The sequence below is a fragment of the Streptomyces sp. NPDC100445 genome (assembly GCF_044759735.1).
GTDB lineage: Bacteria > Actinomycetota > Actinomycetes > Streptomycetales > Streptomycetaceae > Streptomyces.
This window is the reverse complement of sequence record NZ_JBIVZV010000008.1, coordinates 252,092-265,986: the sequence shown is the minus strand read 5'-3', so window position 1 is coordinate 265,986 and position 13,895 is coordinate 252,092. Positions and strand designations below refer to the sequence as shown.

15 protein-coding genes and 1 pseudogene are annotated in these 13,895 nt (G+C 72.0%); 8 read left to right on the top strand and 8 right to left on the bottom strand.

The annotated features are described in order from the left end of the window. Nucleotide 1 precedes the first annotated feature (1 nt). The 6 genes from ACIQVT_RS20890 (at nucleotide 2) to pssA (ending at nucleotide 6,380) form a co-directional block, all read left to right on the top strand. A complete protein-coding gene (locus tag ACIQVT_RS20890) occupies nucleotides 2-2,029 on the top strand; it encodes a protein meaA (RefSeq protein ID WP_403755563.1) in 2,028 nt (675 codons plus the stop codon). After that, on the top strand, nucleotides 2,026-2,985 hold the full coding sequence (locus tag ACIQVT_RS20885; RefSeq protein ID WP_403755560.1) for an HpcH/HpaI aldolase/citrate lyase family protein: 960 nt from the start codon (nucleotides 2,026-2,028) through the stop codon (nucleotides 2,983-2,985). The genes ACIQVT_RS20890 and ACIQVT_RS20885 overlap by 4 nt, the downstream gene beginning before the upstream one ends. A gap of 5 nt (nucleotides 2,986-2,990) precedes the next feature. After that, on the top strand, nucleotides 2,991-3,503 hold the full coding sequence (locus tag ACIQVT_RS20880; protein ID WP_403755557.1) for a MaoC family dehydratase: 513 nt from the start codon (nucleotides 2,991-2,993) through the stop codon (nucleotides 3,501-3,503). Between the two features lie 3 nt (nucleotides 3,504-3,506). Beyond that, a complete protein-coding gene (locus tag ACIQVT_RS20875) occupies nucleotides 3,507-4,712 on the top strand; it encodes an acyl-CoA dehydrogenase family protein (RefSeq protein ID WP_403755554.1) in 1,206 nt (401 codons plus the stop codon). A 170-nt stretch (nucleotides 4,713-4,882) separates the two neighbouring features. After that, a complete protein-coding gene (locus ACIQVT_RS20870; protein ID WP_403755551.1) occupies nucleotides 4,883-5,539 on the top strand; it encodes a phosphatidylserine decarboxylase in 657 nt (218 codons plus the stop codon). A gap of 22 nt (nucleotides 5,540-5,561) precedes the next feature. After that, on the top strand, nucleotides 5,562-6,380 hold the full coding sequence (gene pssA, locus ACIQVT_RS20865) for a CDP-diacylglycerol--serine O-phosphatidyltransferase (protein WP_373908241.1): 819 nt from the start codon (nucleotides 5,562-5,564) through the stop codon (nucleotides 6,378-6,380). Between the two features lie 92 nt (nucleotides 6,381-6,472). Here pssA and ACIQVT_RS20860 read toward each other — a convergent pair whose 3' ends face one another. After that, on the bottom strand, nucleotides 6,473-7,591 hold the full coding sequence (locus ACIQVT_RS20860) for a glycerate kinase (RefSeq protein WP_403755877.1): 1,119 nt from the start codon (nucleotides 7,589-7,591) through the stop codon (nucleotides 6,473-6,475). Nucleotides 7,592-7,823: 232 nt separating this feature from the next. On the opposite strand from ACIQVT_RS20860, the pseudogene ACIQVT_RS20855 reads away from it, so the two are divergent. Together ACIQVT_RS20855 and ACIQVT_RS20850 are read left to right on the top strand one after the other, a co-directional pair. Further along, a pseudogene (locus ACIQVT_RS20855) lies at nucleotides 7,824-7,985 on the top strand (ADP-ribosylglycohydrolase family protein); the annotation flags it as partial. Between the two features lie 28 nt (nucleotides 7,986-8,013). Further along, nucleotides 8,014-8,508 carry an NUDIX domain-containing protein gene (locus ACIQVT_RS20850; RefSeq protein ID WP_403755548.1) on the top strand — a complete coding sequence of 165 codons (495 nt, stop codon included), beginning with the start codon at nucleotides 8,014-8,016 and terminating at the stop codon, nucleotides 8,506-8,508. Nucleotides 8,509-8,542: 34 nt separating this feature from the next. On the opposite strand, the gene ACIQVT_RS20845 is transcribed toward ACIQVT_RS20850, so the two are convergent. The 7 genes from ACIQVT_RS20845 to ACIQVT_RS20815 form a co-directional block, all read right to left on the bottom strand. Then, complete coding sequence (locus tag ACIQVT_RS20845) at nucleotides 8,543-9,034, bottom strand: methylated-DNA--[protein]-cysteine S-methyltransferase (RefSeq protein ID WP_403755545.1); 492 nt, start codon at nucleotides 9,032-9,034, stop codon at nucleotides 8,543-8,545. Between the two features lie 9 nt (nucleotides 9,035-9,043). Continuing rightward, nucleotides 9,044-10,522, bottom strand: a complete 1,479-nt coding sequence (locus ACIQVT_RS20840) for an AlkA N-terminal domain-containing protein (protein WP_403755542.1) — start codon at nucleotides 10,520-10,522, stop codon at nucleotides 9,044-9,046. A 161-nt stretch (nucleotides 10,523-10,683) separates the two neighbouring features. Continuing rightward, entirely contained in the window at nucleotides 10,684-11,490 is an 807-nt protein-coding gene (locus tag ACIQVT_RS20835) for a methylenetetrahydrofolate reductase (protein WP_403755874.1), read from the bottom strand. Between the two features lie 191 nt (nucleotides 11,491-11,681). Then, nucleotides 11,682-12,137, bottom strand: a complete 456-nt coding sequence (locus tag ACIQVT_RS20830; protein ID WP_403755539.1) for a hypothetical protein — start codon at nucleotides 12,135-12,137, stop codon at nucleotides 11,682-11,684. A 142-nt stretch (nucleotides 12,138-12,279) separates the two neighbouring features. Further along, nucleotides 12,280-12,885, bottom strand: a complete 606-nt coding sequence (locus ACIQVT_RS20825) for a lytic polysaccharide monooxygenase (RefSeq protein WP_403755536.1) — start codon at nucleotides 12,883-12,885, stop codon at nucleotides 12,280-12,282. 235 nt (nucleotides 12,886-13,120) lie between these two features. Continuing rightward, entirely contained in the window at nucleotides 13,121-13,291 is a 171-nt protein-coding gene (locus ACIQVT_RS20820; protein WP_366009704.1) for a hydrophobic protein, read from the bottom strand. A gap of 144 nt (nucleotides 13,292-13,435) precedes the next feature. Further along, nucleotides 13,436-13,882: a hypothetical protein gene (locus ACIQVT_RS20815; protein WP_403755532.1), complete on the bottom strand. Its 447-nt coding sequence runs from the start codon at nucleotides 13,880-13,882 to the stop codon at nucleotides 13,436-13,438. Nucleotides 13,883-13,895: the final 13 nt, after the last annotated feature.

The window sequence follows — 13,895 nt, the reverse complement described above, 5'->3', positions numbered from 1 at the left end:
GATGACAGAGCGTCAGAAGGACCGTCCGTGGCTGATGCGGACGTACGCCGGCCACTCGACGGCCGAGGCGTCCAACGAGCTGTACCGGCGCAACCTCGCCAAGGGCCAGACCGGTCTGTCGGTGGCGTTCGACCTGCCGACGCAGACCGGCTACGACTCCGACCACATCCTCGCCCGCGGCGAGGTCGGCCGGGTGGGCGTGCCCGTCGCGCACCTCGGTGACATGCGCCGGCTGTTCCAGGACATCCCCCTGGAGCAGATGAACACCTCGATGACGATCAATGCCACCGCCATGTGGCTGCTGGCGCTCTACCAGGTCGTCGCCGAGGAGCAGGGCGCGGACATCACCGAGCTCCAGGGCACGACGCAGAACGACATCGTCAAGGAGTACCTGTCCCGGGGCACCCACGTGTTCCCGCCGGGACCGTCGCTCCGCCTGACGACGGACATGATCGCGTACACGGTCTCCCACCTGCCCAAGTGGAACCCGATCAACATATGCAGCTACCACCTCCAGGAGGCCGGGGCCACGCCGGTCCAGGAGATCGCGTACGCGATGTCCACCGCGATCGCCGTCCTGGACGCCGTCCGCGACTCCGGGCAGGTGCCCCAGGAGCGCATGGGCGACGTGGTGGCCCGCATCTCCTTCTTCGTGAACGCGGGCGTCCGCTTCGTCGAGGAGATGTGCAAGATGCGGGCGTTCGGCCGCATCTGGGACAAGATCACGCGTGAGCGGTACGGCATCGAGAACGCCAAGCAGCGCCGGTTCCGGTACGGCGTCCAGGTCAACTCGCTCGGCCTGACCGAGGCGCAGCCGGAGAACAACGTCCAGCGGATCGTGCTGGAGATGCTGGCCGTGACGCTGTCGAAGGACGCCCGCGCGCGTGCCGTGCAGCTGCCGGCGTGGAACGAGGCCCTCGGCCTGCCCCGGCCCTGGGACCAGCAGTGGTCGCTGCGCATCCAGCAGGTGCTCGCCTACGAGAGCGACCTGCTGGAGTACGAGGACATCTTCGAGGGCTCGAAGGTGATCGAGGCGAAGGTGGACCAGCTGGTCGGCGACACCCTCGCGGAGATCGACCGCATCGAGGAGATGGGCGGCGCGCTGGCCGCCGTGGAGTCCGGCTACCTGAAGTCGCAGCTGGTCGCCTCGCACGCCGAACGCCGGGCCCGGATCGAGTCCGGCCAGGAGAAGATCATCGGCGTCAACATCTTCGAGGGCACCGAGCCGAACCCGCTCACCGCCGACCTGGACACCGCCATCCAGACGGTCGACCCGGCGGTCGAGGCAAGCGTCGTCAAGTCGCTGCGGCACTGGCGCGACACCCGCTACCAGCCGCCCTTCAACCACCCGCGCCCGTGCAAGGCGCTGGAGCGGCTGAAGGAGGCTGCCAAGGGCACCGGCAACCTGATGGAGGCGACCCTCGAGTGCGCCCGCGCCGGGGTCACCACCGGCGAGTGGGCGGGCGCCCTGCGCGAGGTGTTCGGCGAGTACCGGGCGCCCACCGGGGTCTCCTCCGCGCCGGTGGCCGTCACCGCCGAGGCCGGCTCGGCGCTCGCCGGGGTCCGCGCCAAGGTGGACGCCACCGCCCGCGAGATGGGCGCCGGCAAGCTGCGCTTCCTGGTCGGCAAGCCGGGCCTGGACGGGCACTCCAACGGCGCCGAGCAGATCGCCGTGCGCGCCCGTGACGCCGGGTTCGAGGTCGTCTACCAGGGCATCCGGCTCACTCCCGAGCAGATCGTCGACGCGGCCCTGGCGGAGGACGTCCACGCCGTGGGGCTGTCGATCCTCTCCGGCTCCCACGCCCAGCTCGTCCCGGACGTGCTCCAGCGGCTGCGTGTGGCCGGTGCCACAGATATACCGGTGATCGCGGGTGGCATCATCCCGAACGGTGACGCCGAACAGCTGAGGGCCGCCGGTGTGGCCGCGGTGTTCACCCCGAAGGACTTCGACATCACCGGGATCATCGGCCGCATCGTCGACGAGATCCGCAAAGCGAACAAGCTCGACCCCCTGGAGGTCCCCGCATGACCGTCAACCGTCTGCGTCCCCGCCGCTCCTGCCTGGCGGTCCCGGGAAGCAATCCGCGCTTCCTGGAGAAGGCGCAGGGCCTCCCGGCGGACCAGGTCTTCCTGGACCTGGAGGACGCGTGCGCGCCGCTGGCCAAGCCCGAGGCCCGGCACACCATCGTCAAGTTCCTCAACGAGGGCGACTGGACGGGCAAGACCCGGGTGGTCCGCGTCAACGACTGGACGACCGAGTGGACGTACCGCGACGTGGTGACGGTGGTCGAGGGCGCGGGCCCGAACCTCGACTGCATCATGCTGCCGAAGGTGCAGAACGCCCAGCAGATCGTCGCGCTGGACCTGCTGCTGACGCAGATCGAGAAGACCATGGGCTTCGAGGTCGGGCGGATCGGCATCGAGGCGCAGATCGAGAACGCGCAGGGCCTGAACAACGTCAACGAGATCGCGCAGGCCTCGCCGCGCATCGAGACGATCATCTTCGGCCCGGCCGACTTCATGGCCTCCATCAACATGAAGACCCTCGTGGTGGGCGAGCAGCCGCCCGGCTACCCGGCGGACGCCTACCACTACATCCTGATGAAGATCCTGATGGCCGCCCGCGCCAACGACCTCCAGGCGATCGACGGCCCCTACCTCCAGATCCGCAACGTCGACGGCTACCGCGAGGTCGCCCGGCGTGCCGCCGCCCTCGGGTTCGACGGCAAGTGGGTGCTGCACCCGGGCCAGGTGGAGGCGTCCAACGAGATCTTCTCGCCCTCCCAGGAGGACTACGACCACGCCGAGCTGATCCTGGACGCGTACGACTACTACACGTCCGAGGCGGGCGGCAAGAAGGGCTCGGCGATGCTGGGCGACGAGATGATCGACGAGGCCAGCCGCAAGATGGCCCTGGTCGTCTCCGGCAAGGGCCGGGCCGCCGGCATGCGGCGCACGTCGAAGTTCGAGATCCCGGAGGCCTGAGCGCGATGCAGTTCGGACGCACCTACGAGGAGTTCGAGGTCGGGGCGACGTACAAGCACTGGCCGGGCAAGACGGTCACCGAGTACGACGACCACCTGTTCTGTCTCCTCACCATGAACCACCACCCGCTCCACATGGACGCGAACTACGCGGAGAGCACGACGGACTTCGGCAGGAACGTCGTCGTGGGCAACTACGTCTACTCCCTGCTGCTCGGCATGTCCGTCCCGGACGTCTCCGGCAAGGCGATCGCCAACCTGGAGATCGAGTCGCTGAAGCACGTGGCGCCGACCTTCCACGGCGACACGATCTACGGCGAGACGACCGTGCTCGACAAGTGGCCCTCGAAGTCGAAGAACGACCGCGGGATCGTCCACGTCGAGACCAAGGGCTACAAGCAGGACGGCACCCTGGTGTGCGTGTTCCGCCGCAAGGTCATGGTGCCGACCGAGACGTACATCAAGGAGCGCGGCGGCGAGCAGCCGGGCCGCCCGGAACCGAAGCAGCAGGAGAAGTAGGCCATGGCCCGTCTCGCCCAGACCGCCGGTCTGACCGACGTCCAGCAGGAGATCCTCTCCACCGTCCGCGACTTCGTCGACAAGGAGATCATCCCGGTCGCCACCGAACTGGAGCACCGCGACGAGTACCCGCAAGCGATCGTGGACGGCCTGAAGGAACTCGGCCTCTTCGGTCTGATGATCCCCGAGGAGTACGGGGGCCTGGGCGAGTCGCTGCTCACCTACGCGCTGTGCGTGGAGGAGATCGCCCGCGGCTGGATGTCGGTGTCCGGCATCATCAACACCCACTTCATCGTCGCGTACATGCTCAAGCAGCACGGCACGCAGGAGCAGAAGGAGCACTTCCTGCCGCGCATGGCGGCCGGCGACGTCCGTGGCGCGTTCTCGATGTCGGAGCCGGGGCTGGGCTCCGACGTGTCGGCCATCACGTCGAAGGCGGTCCGGGACGGCGACGAGTACGTCCTGAACGGCCAGAAGATGTGGCTGACGAACGGCGGCACGTCCTCGCTCGTGGCCGTCCTCGTCCGCAGTGACGAAGGACACCCCGAGGGCACGGCCCCGCACCGGTCGATGACCACGTTCCTCGTCGAGAAGGAGCCCGGCTTCGGTGAGGTCCGTCCCGGCCTGACCATCCCGGGCAAGATCGACAAGATGGGCTACAAGGGCGTCGACACCACCGAGCTGATCATGGACGGCCTGCGGGTTCCGGCCGACCGGGTGCTCGGCGGGGCCACCGGCCGAGGTTTTTACCAAATGATGGACGGCGTGGAGGTCGGCCGGGTCAACGTGGCGGCTCGCGGCTGCGGCGTCGCCCAGCGCGCCTTCGAGCTGGGCGTCCGCTACGCCCAGCAGCGCCACACCTTCGGCAAGCAGATCGCCCAGCACCAGGCCATCCAGTTCAAGCTGGCCGAGATGGCCACCAAGGTCGAGGCCGCGCATGCGATGATGGTCAACGCGGCACGCAAAAAGGACTCCGGGCAGCGAAACGACCTGGAGGCCGGCATGGCGAAGTACCTGGCCTCCGAGTACTGCAAGGAGGTCGTGGAGGACGCCTTCCGGATCCACGGCGGCTACGGCTTCTCCAAGGAGTACGAGATCGAGCGCCTCTACCGCGAGGCCCCGATGCTGCTCATCGGTGAAGGCACCGCCGAGATCCAGAAAATGATCATCGGCCGCCGACTGCTCGAAGAGTATCGTTTCCAGGGCTGATTGTCCGGATACGGGGTGTTTTCTCCGAGAAGAAGATCACACCCCGTAGACGGTCTTCAGCCGCCGACTCGGCTGCCTGGCTTGCCCAGTTGTGGCCCGCGACCGGTACGATCCCGGGAAAGCCGCCGTCCCCCGTCGAAGCGCGGCATCATCCGCTACGAAGGTCATCCATGCCCCACAGCCAAACCTCTGCACACCGCGACAGCCTGGTAGGCGCACGCCTCGCGCGCGGAGCATCGCCGTGGCTTCTCCCGACCGTCGCCACCGCAGCCCTCAGCCTGGTCCGCGCCCGCCGCTCGGGCGCGGCCAAGGCCGTCGCCGTGCCCGTCACCGCGCTCGCGGCGGGCATGCTGTGGTTCTTCCGCGACCCCGAGCGCGAGATCACCCAGGGCCGGGTCATCTCGCCGGCCGACGGTGTGGTGCAGAGCATCATGCCGTGGAAGGACGGGCGCACCCGCGTCGCGATCTTCATGAGCCCGCTCAACGTCCACGTCAACCGCGCGCCCCTCGCGGGCACCGTGACGTCGGTCGAGCACATCCCCGGCGGCTTCGTTCCCGCTTTCAACAAGGAGAGCGAGAACAACGAGCGCGTAGTCTGGCATTTCGACACCGAACTCGGCGACATCGAGATGATCCAGATCGCCGGCGCGGTGGCCCGCCGCATCGTGCCCTACCTCCCCGAGGGCACGAAGGTCGAGCAGGGCGACCGTATCGGTCTGATCCGCTTCGGCTCGCGTGTCGACCTCTACCTGCCCGAGGGTGTGGAGGTCGCGGTCGAGGTCGGACAGAAGACCGTGGCTGGGGTGACTCGCATTGACCGTGATTGATCCGGAGACCCAGGCGGGCTGGGTGCCCGAGGCCGACGACGTGGACGACGACGAGGAGATGCCGCTCTCTCTCCGCCTGTCGATAGCGGACACCCTGACGCTGGGCAACGCCACCTGCGGCTTCATGGCGGTGTACTTCACCACCACCGGCATCCTGATCCCGCACCTGACCGGCAGCCAGGAGTCCGGCATGGCCCGCCACAGCGCGGCCACGGCGGTCATCCTGATGCTCTGCGCGGCGGTGTTCGACCTGTTCGACGGCCTGGTGGCGCGCAAGCTGCGCTCCTCCCCCATGGGCGCCGAGCTGGACAACCTGTCCGACCTGATCAGCTTCGGCCTCGCCCCCGCCTACTTCGTGCTCGTCTACGGCATGGTCGCCGACGACGCGCACCAGCGGGTGGCGGCGGTGGGCGCGATCGTGGTGCTGCTGGCGGTGGTGCTGAGACTGGCCCGGTTCAGCTGCGTGACGGTGAAGGACGGCACGTTCCAGGGCATGCCCTCGCCGTTCGGTGCGCTGACGGTCGTCTCGATCGTGCTGCTGGAGCTGCCGTTCGTGGCGACGCTGCTGGCCATCCTGGGGACGGCGTGGCTGATGGTGAGCCGCGTGGAGTACCCCAAGCCGCGCGGCCGGCTCGCCGGCGCGGTGCTCGGCTGGATCGTGCTGTCGATGGGCCTGCTGGCCGCGTGGGCGTTCGACGCCCCGAGCGGTCAGCTGCTGCTCCAGACGGGCTGCGCGCTCCAGCTGGTCATGGGCGCGGTGATCCCGCTGTTCGCCACGGCCCGGCGGGTGAACAACTTCCGCGACAACCGGCGCGAGGCGCGGGCGACGCAACTGCCGTGACGCCCCGTCCAAGGTGAGGGCCCCGGATCCGACGAGGATCCGGGGCCCTTCTTCCATGTCCGCGCCGCTGTCGTGCGGGCGGGCCGCGGGGGTCAGCCGAGGTAGTCCTCGGCGATGCGGCCGGCGACCCGCTCCAGGATCGGGCCGGCGTCCGCGATGCAGCGGGCGACGTCGGGCTCGACGGAGGTCAGGGGGTACGCCCGTTCGATGCCGGCCCGCAGCAGGGCCTCCTGCGGCAGGGCGAGCCGTCCGCACACCGCCACCACGGTCCGGCCCGCGGCCCGCGCCGCCGCCGCGACACCCGCCGGTGCCTTCCCGTGCAGGGTCTGCTCGTCGAGCGAACCCTCCCCGGTGATCACCAGCGAGGCGCGCTCCAGGGCGGGCGCGAAGCCCAGCACGTCCAGCATGACCTCGATGCCGGGCCGGAAACGGGCGCCCAGGAGAAGCGCGCCGAAGCCGATGCCGCCCGCCGCGCCCGCGCCCGGTGCCGCGGCGTACTCCGCCGCCCGCGGCGCGGCCTCCGCCTCCAGCACCCCGGCGAACCGGTCCAGGGCCGCGTCCAGGACGGCCACGTCGTCCGGCGTGGCCCCCTTCTGCGGGCCGTACACCGCCGGCGCGCCCTTCGGGCCGGTCAGCGGGTTGTCGACATCGCTGGCCAGGACCAGTTCGACCGAGGCCAGCCGGGGGTCGAGCCCGGAGAGGTCGGCGCGGGCCAAGGCGGCCAGACCGCCACCGCCCGGCGGCACGGGGTCCCCGTCCCCGGTCAGGAACCGGGCGCCCAGCGCGGACAGCATGCCCGCGCCGCCGTCCGTGGTGGCGCTGCCGCCGACCCCGAACACGATCGTGTGCGCGCCCGCGTCCAGCGCGGCCCGCAGCAGCTCCCCGGAGCCGTACGTGGAGGCGGTCAGCGGCGCGAACACGCCGGCCGGCAGGCGCTGGAGCCCGCTCGCCTCGGCCATCTCCACCACCGCGGTGCCGTCGCGCAGCGCGAACGCGGCCGTCACCGGCTCGCCGAGCGGCCCGGCGACCCGCACCTCGCGCCGCGCGAAACCGGCCGCGACGGCCGCGTCCACGGTGCCGTCACCGCCGTCCGCCACGGGCAGCGCCTCCGCCCGGACGCCCGGCACGACCCGGCGCAGCCCGGCCGTGACCCGCTCGGCGACCTGCACGGCCGTCAGCGAGCCCTTGAACTTGTCCGCGGCGATGAGCACCCGACGGGTCTCGTTCCCCACAGCGTCCGTCACTTGTCTTCCCCTTGCTCTCCGGGCCCCGCGCGTGTCGGGGCCAGTCGCGCCGCTGTGACCATAACCGCAGGACAGCTCCGCCGTCATGCCCCGCCCGAACCGTGGGAAGCCGGCGCGCGCGGGGGCCGCCGGAGTGGGTACCCCCCTGCCATGAGCACCCAGCGCACCGGACCCGGCCTCGCCGACCGCATCCACGGCGGCCGGCTCGGTGGCCGGCGTGTTCACCGGCGCGGACGCCGTCCCGGCGCAGTGGCGCGATCCGCTGGAGGACACGGTCCGCAGCGCGGTGTTCGGCTTCGACGGGGTGCGGATCAGCGCGCTGGCCGAGCGCACGCTCCGCCTGGCGGTGGGCGCGACATGACCGGCCGGTGGCTGGTTACCCTTCGTGGATGACCACCACTCCTGACTTCGCCACGTACATCGCGGGCCTGCCCCGCATCATCGCCGGTGCCGCCGCGCTCTTCCGGGACGCCGAGGGCCGGGTGCTGCTCGTCGAGCCCAACTACCGTGAGGGCTGGGCGCTGCCGGGCGGGACCATCGAGTCCGACGACGGGGAGACCCCGCGGCGGGGCGCGCGCCGGGAGACGCTGGAGGAGATCGGGCTCGACCGGGAGCTCGGCCGGCTGCTGGCGGTGGACTGGGTGCGCGGTGTGGGCCGGCCGCCGCTGGTGGCGTACCTGTACGACGGCGGCCTGCTCAGCGACACCGATCTGAAGGCCATCCGCCTCCAGGAGGAGGAGCTGCTGTCGTGGCAGCTCGTCGCGCGGGACGACCTCACCGCGTACCTGCCCGGCGCGCTCGGGCGCCGGGTGCTGGCCGCCCTGGACGTCCTCGCGGAGGGCTCCGGCACGGCGGAACTGGAGAACGGCCACCGCGTGTCGTGACCGCTCCCGGGCCTCGGCGTGCGCGGGTGGTCGTCTAGAAGAGGGCGCTGCCGCGCTCGAAGTCCAGCAGGCGCCGCTTGCGGTCCAGGCCGCCGCCGTAGCCGGTGAGGCTGCCGTCGGAGCCGACCACCCGGTGGCAGGGGACGATGATGCCCACCGGATTGCGGCCGTTGGCGAGGCCGACGGCGCGCGAGGCGCGGGGATTGCCGAGCAGGTCGGCGAGTTCGCCGTATGTGCGGGTCTCCCCGTACGGGATGCGGGCCAGTTGCTCCCAGACGCCGCGCTGGAACGGCGTCCCGTGCAGCCCGAGCCGGACGGTGAACCCGGTCGACTCGCCCGCGAAGTACGCCGTCAGCTGCTCGCGGGCCTCGGCGAAGACGGGCAGGGTGTCGTCGCGCGGCCCGAAGGACTCCTCGCCGGGGCGGTGCCGCTGGCCGGCCATGTACAGCCCGCACAGGGCGCCGTCGGCGTCGGCGACCAGGGTGAGCGGCCCGTAGGGGCTGTCGGTCACGGTGTGCTGGTTCATCGGGTTCCTTCAGGCGGGGAGGAAGTTGATCGGGTGGGTGTCGGTGGCCCACAGGTACTGCACGGCGTACGCCCGCCAGGGCCGCCAGCCCGCCGCGCGGGCGGTGAGCGCGGCCGGGGTGGACGGCAGGCCCAGCTCCTTCGCGGCGCGGCGGATGCCGAGGTCGGTGGGGAGGAAGGCGTCGGGGTCGCCGAGGGCGCGCATGGCGATGATGTCGGCCGTCCACGGCCCGAAGCCGGGCAGCGCCAGGAGCCGGGCGCGCGCCTCGGCCCAGTCGGTCTCCACTCCCAAGTGGAGCTTACCGTCCGCGAGTTGGCCGACCAGGGTGGTAAAGGTGGTGCGCCGGGTACGGGGCATCGCCAGGGTGTCGGGGTCGACGGCGGCCAGCGCCTCCGGGGACGGGAAGAGGTGGGTGAGCCCGCCCTCGGGGTCGTCCAGGGGTTTGCCGTGCGCGATGACCAGGCGGGCCGCGTGGGTGCGGGCGGCGGCGGTGGACACCTGCTGCCCGAGCACGGCGCGGACGGCGAACTCGGCCTCGTCCGCGGTGCGCGGCACCCGGCGGCCGGGGCCCCGGTCGACCAGGGGCGCGAGCAGCGGATCGGCGCGCAGCCGGTCGTCGACGGCGACCGGGTCGGCGTCCAGGTCGAGCATGCGGCGGCAGCGGCTGATGGCCACGGTCAGGTCGCGGAGGTCGCTGAGGCTGAGGCGGCAGGCGATGTGGTCGGGGCGCGGGGCGAGCGCGACGATGCCGTGCCCGTACGGCAGCCGCAGCGCGCGCCGGTAGGCGCCGTCGCGCCACTCCTCGACCCCGGGTACGGCGGTGGCGGCGAGGTGGCCGAAGAGGTTGGACGGGTTGAGGGGGGCGCGGAAGGGCAGCCGCAGCGTGAGTACGCCCGGGGTGCCCGTGCCGCTGTGCGGCGCCTTGGTCCGCAGCTCGCTCGGGGACAGCGCGAAGACCTCGCGGACGGTGTCGTTGAAGGCGCGGACGGAGGAGAAGCCGGCCGCGAAGGCGATCTCCGTCATGGGCAGCGCGGTGGTCTCGACGAGCAACCGCGCGGTCCGGGCGCGCTGGGCGCGGGCGAGGGCGAGGGGGCCGGCGCCCAGCTCGGCCAGGAGTTGCCGCTCCACCTGTCGGGCGCTGTAGCCGAGCCGGGCGGCGAGACCGGGCACGCCGTCGCGGTCGACGACGCCGTCGGCGATCAGCCGCATGGCGCGGGCCACGAGGTCGGCGCGCTGGTTCCACTCCGGGGAGCCGGGGCTGGTGTCGGGGCGGCAGCGCCTGCACGCCCGGAACCCGGCCTGCTGGCAGGCCGCGGCGCTCGGGTGGAAGGTCATGTTCTCCGGCTTGGGCGGCACGGCCGGGCAGCTGGGCCGGCAGTAGATCCCGGTGGTGAGGACGGCGGTGAAGAACCAGCCGTCGAACCGCGCGTCCTTGGACCGCACGGCCCGCACGCACTGCTCCCGGTCGAGGTGCATCCCTGTCTGCATGGGTCCAGCATGGGCCACCGCCCACCTGGGTCGCTGGCGGAAATCCGACACGTACATCGGCCTGGTCAGGGACCCGGCCGTGCGGATCGAGCGGATGGGCCCGGACCGGCCCCGTGTTCGGGGGGCGACGCCGCCACGGACCGGCCGGGGCGGCGGCGGTGTCAGACGACTCGCTCCTGACGGAACCGGGTGATCCACTCGGCGGTGGTGCGCAGCCCGCCGAAGGTGTAGAAGTGCAGCTTCACCACGCCGTGCCGCTCGGGGTCGTAGCGGTCGGCCAGGACGCGCAGGAAACGGTCCGGGCCGGCCGTGCCCATCAGGTTGGTCAGCGAGAAGCCGTACTTGCGGGCCACGGAGGCGCTGGTGCCGACGCCGAACCGGGTGGCGTAGCCGAGCAGCCGGCGCACGCCCGCCGGGCCGGGGACGCCGATGCGGACGGGCAGGTGCACGCCGCGTGCGCGCAGGTCCGCCAGCCAGTGGAGGACCGGGTCGACGTCGAACCCGAACTGGGTGATGACGTCGCCGGTGAAGCGGTGCTCCGCGATGGCCGCCGCCTTCTCGGTGAGGGCCGTCCACAGGGCCGGCCCGGGGATACCGGGGTGGCCCTCCGGGTAACCGGCGATGCCGACGTGCCGGACGCCGTGGTCCCGGAGCGGTCCGGTGCGCAGGACGGCGAGGGCGTCCTCGTAGGGGCCCTCGGGCCGGGCGGGGTCGCCGCCGACGACGAACACGTTCCCGGCGGTGCCGTCGGCCGCCAGTCCGGCGAGGAACTCCTCCAGCGCGGGCCGGGAGGGCAGGCGCCGCGCGGAGATGTGCGGTACGGGCACGAAGCCGAGCCGTCCGGCCGCGCGGGCTGCGGCCAGCCGGGTCGCGGTGTCCTCGCCGGCGAGGAAGGTGATGTTGATCCGGGTGCCGGGCGGGACGCTGTCGCGCGCCTCCTCCAGCGCGGCCGTGTCCTTGCCGGTCATCTCCAGGGAGAAGTCGTCCAGCAGGGAGGTGCCGGTGTCCCGCGCCGGGCTCCCGGTGCCGCGCGGGCAGGGGGCACCGTCGTCGGGCGGCGCGGTGACGGCGCGGTTCATCGTGCTCCTCGTACGGCGTGGTCGTGACCCGGGCCGATGATGCCACGCGGTTCGCGGTGCCCGCCGTGCAGGGGCCCGGGTCAGGCCGCGGCCGCCTCCTGCCGGGAGGCCAGGGCCCAGATCACGAAGACGTCGAGCGCCATCACGATCACCGACCACAGGGGCGCGTACGGCAGGAACAGGAACTGGGCGATGAGGCTGAGCGCGGCCAGGAAGAGGCCCGCGAAGCGGGCCCAGGTCATGTCCTTGAGCAGGCCGACGCCGGTGCCGAGGACGAGGGCGCCGAGGATGATGTGGACGGTGCCCCACCCGGTGAGCGTCATCTTGTAGACGTAGCTGCCGATGCGGACGTAGACGTGGTCCCCGGCGACCGCGGCGATGCCCTGGAGCAGGGCGAGGATGCCGCTGCACACCATGAGGACCCCCGCGAACGTGACGCCGCCGGTGACCCAGTCGCCGCCGCGGTCCCCGGTCCGGCGCGGCGGCCGTGCGCCGCTGGTGGGACCCGGCCCGGCGGGCTGCGCTGCCTGGCTCATGAGCGTGTCCTTTCCGCCTCCCCGCACGTCCGGTGCCCGCGCGCTCGCGGGGAGCACGCGGGCACTTCCGAGCGTCGGCCGGGCGGCGTTCGGACGCATCAGGGGCGGCGCCGTCCGGGTGAGCGGGCGGCGCGTGCCGGGGTCAGAACGTGACGTCGGAGCAGGCGTAGAACGCGTTGCCCGTGTCGGCGATGGTCCACACGCCGAGGATGACGTGGTGGCCGCTCAGCCCGGTCGGCAGGGTGCCGCTGTGGCTGAGGGTGGCCGGCGGCTGCTTGCCGCCGTAGGGGACCGTCAGGAACGGGGTGGTGTTCAGGTCGGCGCGGGTCAGGGCGTGGTCCTGGTTCCAGCCCTGCTTGGTGACGTAGTACCGGAAGTCGGTCGTCGCGTGCCGGGCCTCGAACTGCCAGCGGAAGGTGTAGCTCTGGCCGCCGGTGACCGGGGTGGTGGGCCACTGCGCGCCCTTGGGGGTGCGGGCGCCGTCGAGCTGGCCGAACCGGCTCTCGTCGCCCGAGCAGAGCCGGCCGTCCGCCGGTCCGGCGGCCGGGAAGCCCTTGGGGCCCTCGACGCTCTGCGGCTCCCACTGGATCTCGCCGCAGCCCTTCACGGTGCCGTTGGCGCAGAGCAGTTGCCTGCTGATGGGGAGGTCGGTGTAGCCGTGGCCGCTGGCCCCGCCGGTCGACAGGACGAGGGCCGCGGCGGTGGTGAGTCCCAGTAAGGACGCGTACGACTTGGCCTTGGTGCGCATGTAGCCGCTCCTCTGAACGTGTGGGGGTGTTCGGTGAGCTGAACCGTGCTGCGTGCGTTGGTCTAGACCAAGCCTCAGGCTATTGCGGTTACTTGAACATGTCCATACCAATCAGAGGACGGCTTCCGGCCGTCGCCGGCGAGGACCCCGCCGGGGCCGGACGCACGTGGGCCCGGCCGTCACCGGCCGGGCCCACGTGTCTGGGGGTGGCGTGCCCGTAAGGCGGCGCCCGCGTCTACCAGCGGTACCACCGGCCCTTGCGGCCGCCACCGTCGGCGGACCGGACCACGAAGCCCAGCAGCCAGACGATCAGGACGATCACCGCGATCCACCAGAGCGCCTTGAGCGCGAAGCCGGCACCGAAGAGGACCAGGGCGAGCAGAAGAACGAGAAGCAGGGGAACCATTGTTATCAACCTCCTGGCCACCGCATGCCCTTACTTCAGTCCTACAACCACACAGATCGTGAGTTACTTCTGCGGATCAGGGGGCATACTCGCGCGCTGTGCGTAGTTCCCGCTCCCGGCCGCCCCACGCGTCACGAACGGGGCTCAGGGACGGGACGGCCGGAGCAGTTCCCCGGCCGAGCAGCCGGAGTCGGGGTCCTCGACCAGGCACAGGTCGAGCCCCCGCCCGTCGCGGCGCACCTGGGCCGACAGCAGGCACGCGTCCTGCGGGGACCTGACGTCGAGCGCGAGGGTGTCACCGCTGGCGAAGGAGTCGTCGGCATAGCTGCTGTTCGTGGCGTCCAGCGGACCGAAGAAGGCCCAGTGCCCCGTGACCGCGTCGGGGCAGGAGGTGCCGCCCAGCAGGGCGCTGTGCAGCCCGGTCCCCGCCATGCGGCGGTCGGACCCGAGGGTGAGGCGCGCTCCGGCCGCGTTCGACCAGGTGCCCACGGCCTCCGCCTCGCGCATCGACGCCGCCGCGCCGCCCGCGTCGGCGCACGCGACGCACGTGCCCGCCAGCACCACCGCGAGGAACACGCTTCGCCGCACCACGCTCACCACCCGC

Excerpts from the sequence above, each read along its gene's own strand:
- ACIQVT_RS20890 (WP_403755563.1), top strand. The coding sequence starts at position 2 with ATGACAGAGCGTCAGAAGGACCGTCCGTGGCTGATGCGGACGTACGCC.
- ACIQVT_RS20885 (WP_403755560.1), top strand. The coding sequence starts at position 2,026 with ATGACCGTCAACCGTCTGCGTCCCCGCCGCTCCTGCCTGGCGGTCCCG.
- ACIQVT_RS20880 (WP_403755557.1), top strand. The coding sequence starts at position 2,991 with ATGCAGTTCGGACGCACCTACGAGGAGTTCGAGGTCGGGGCGACGTAC.
- ACIQVT_RS20875 (WP_403755554.1), top strand. The coding sequence starts at position 3,507 with ATGGCCCGTCTCGCCCAGACCGCCGGTCTGACCGACGTCCAGCAGGAG.
- ACIQVT_RS20870 (WP_403755551.1), top strand. The coding sequence starts at position 4,883 with ATGCCCCACAGCCAAACCTCTGCACACCGCGACAGCCTGGTAGGCGCA.
- ACIQVT_RS20850 (WP_403755548.1), top strand. The coding sequence starts at position 8,014 with ATGACCACCACTCCTGACTTCGCCACGTACATCGCGGGCCTGCCCCGC.
- ACIQVT_RS20845 (WP_403755545.1), bottom strand. The coding sequence starts at position 9,034 with ATGAACCAGCACACCGTGACCGACAGCCCCTACGGGCCGCTCACCCTG.
- ACIQVT_RS20840 (WP_403755542.1), bottom strand. The coding sequence starts at position 10,522 with ATGCAGACAGGGATGCACCTCGACCGGGAGCAGTGCGTGCGGGCCGTG.
- ACIQVT_RS20835 (WP_403755874.1), bottom strand. The coding sequence starts at position 11,490 with ATGACCGGCAAGGACACGGCCGCGCTGGAGGAGGCGCGCGACAGCGTC.
- ACIQVT_RS20830 (WP_403755539.1), bottom strand. The coding sequence starts at position 12,137 with ATGAGCCAGGCAGCGCAGCCCGCCGGGCCGGGTCCCACCAGCGGCGCA.
- ACIQVT_RS20825 (WP_403755536.1), bottom strand. The coding sequence starts at position 12,885 with ATGCGCACCAAGGCCAAGTCGTACGCGTCCTTACTGGGACTCACCACC.
- ACIQVT_RS20820 (WP_366009704.1), bottom strand. The coding sequence starts at position 13,291 with ATGGTTCCCCTGCTTCTCGTTCTTCTGCTCGCCCTGGTCCTCTTCGGT.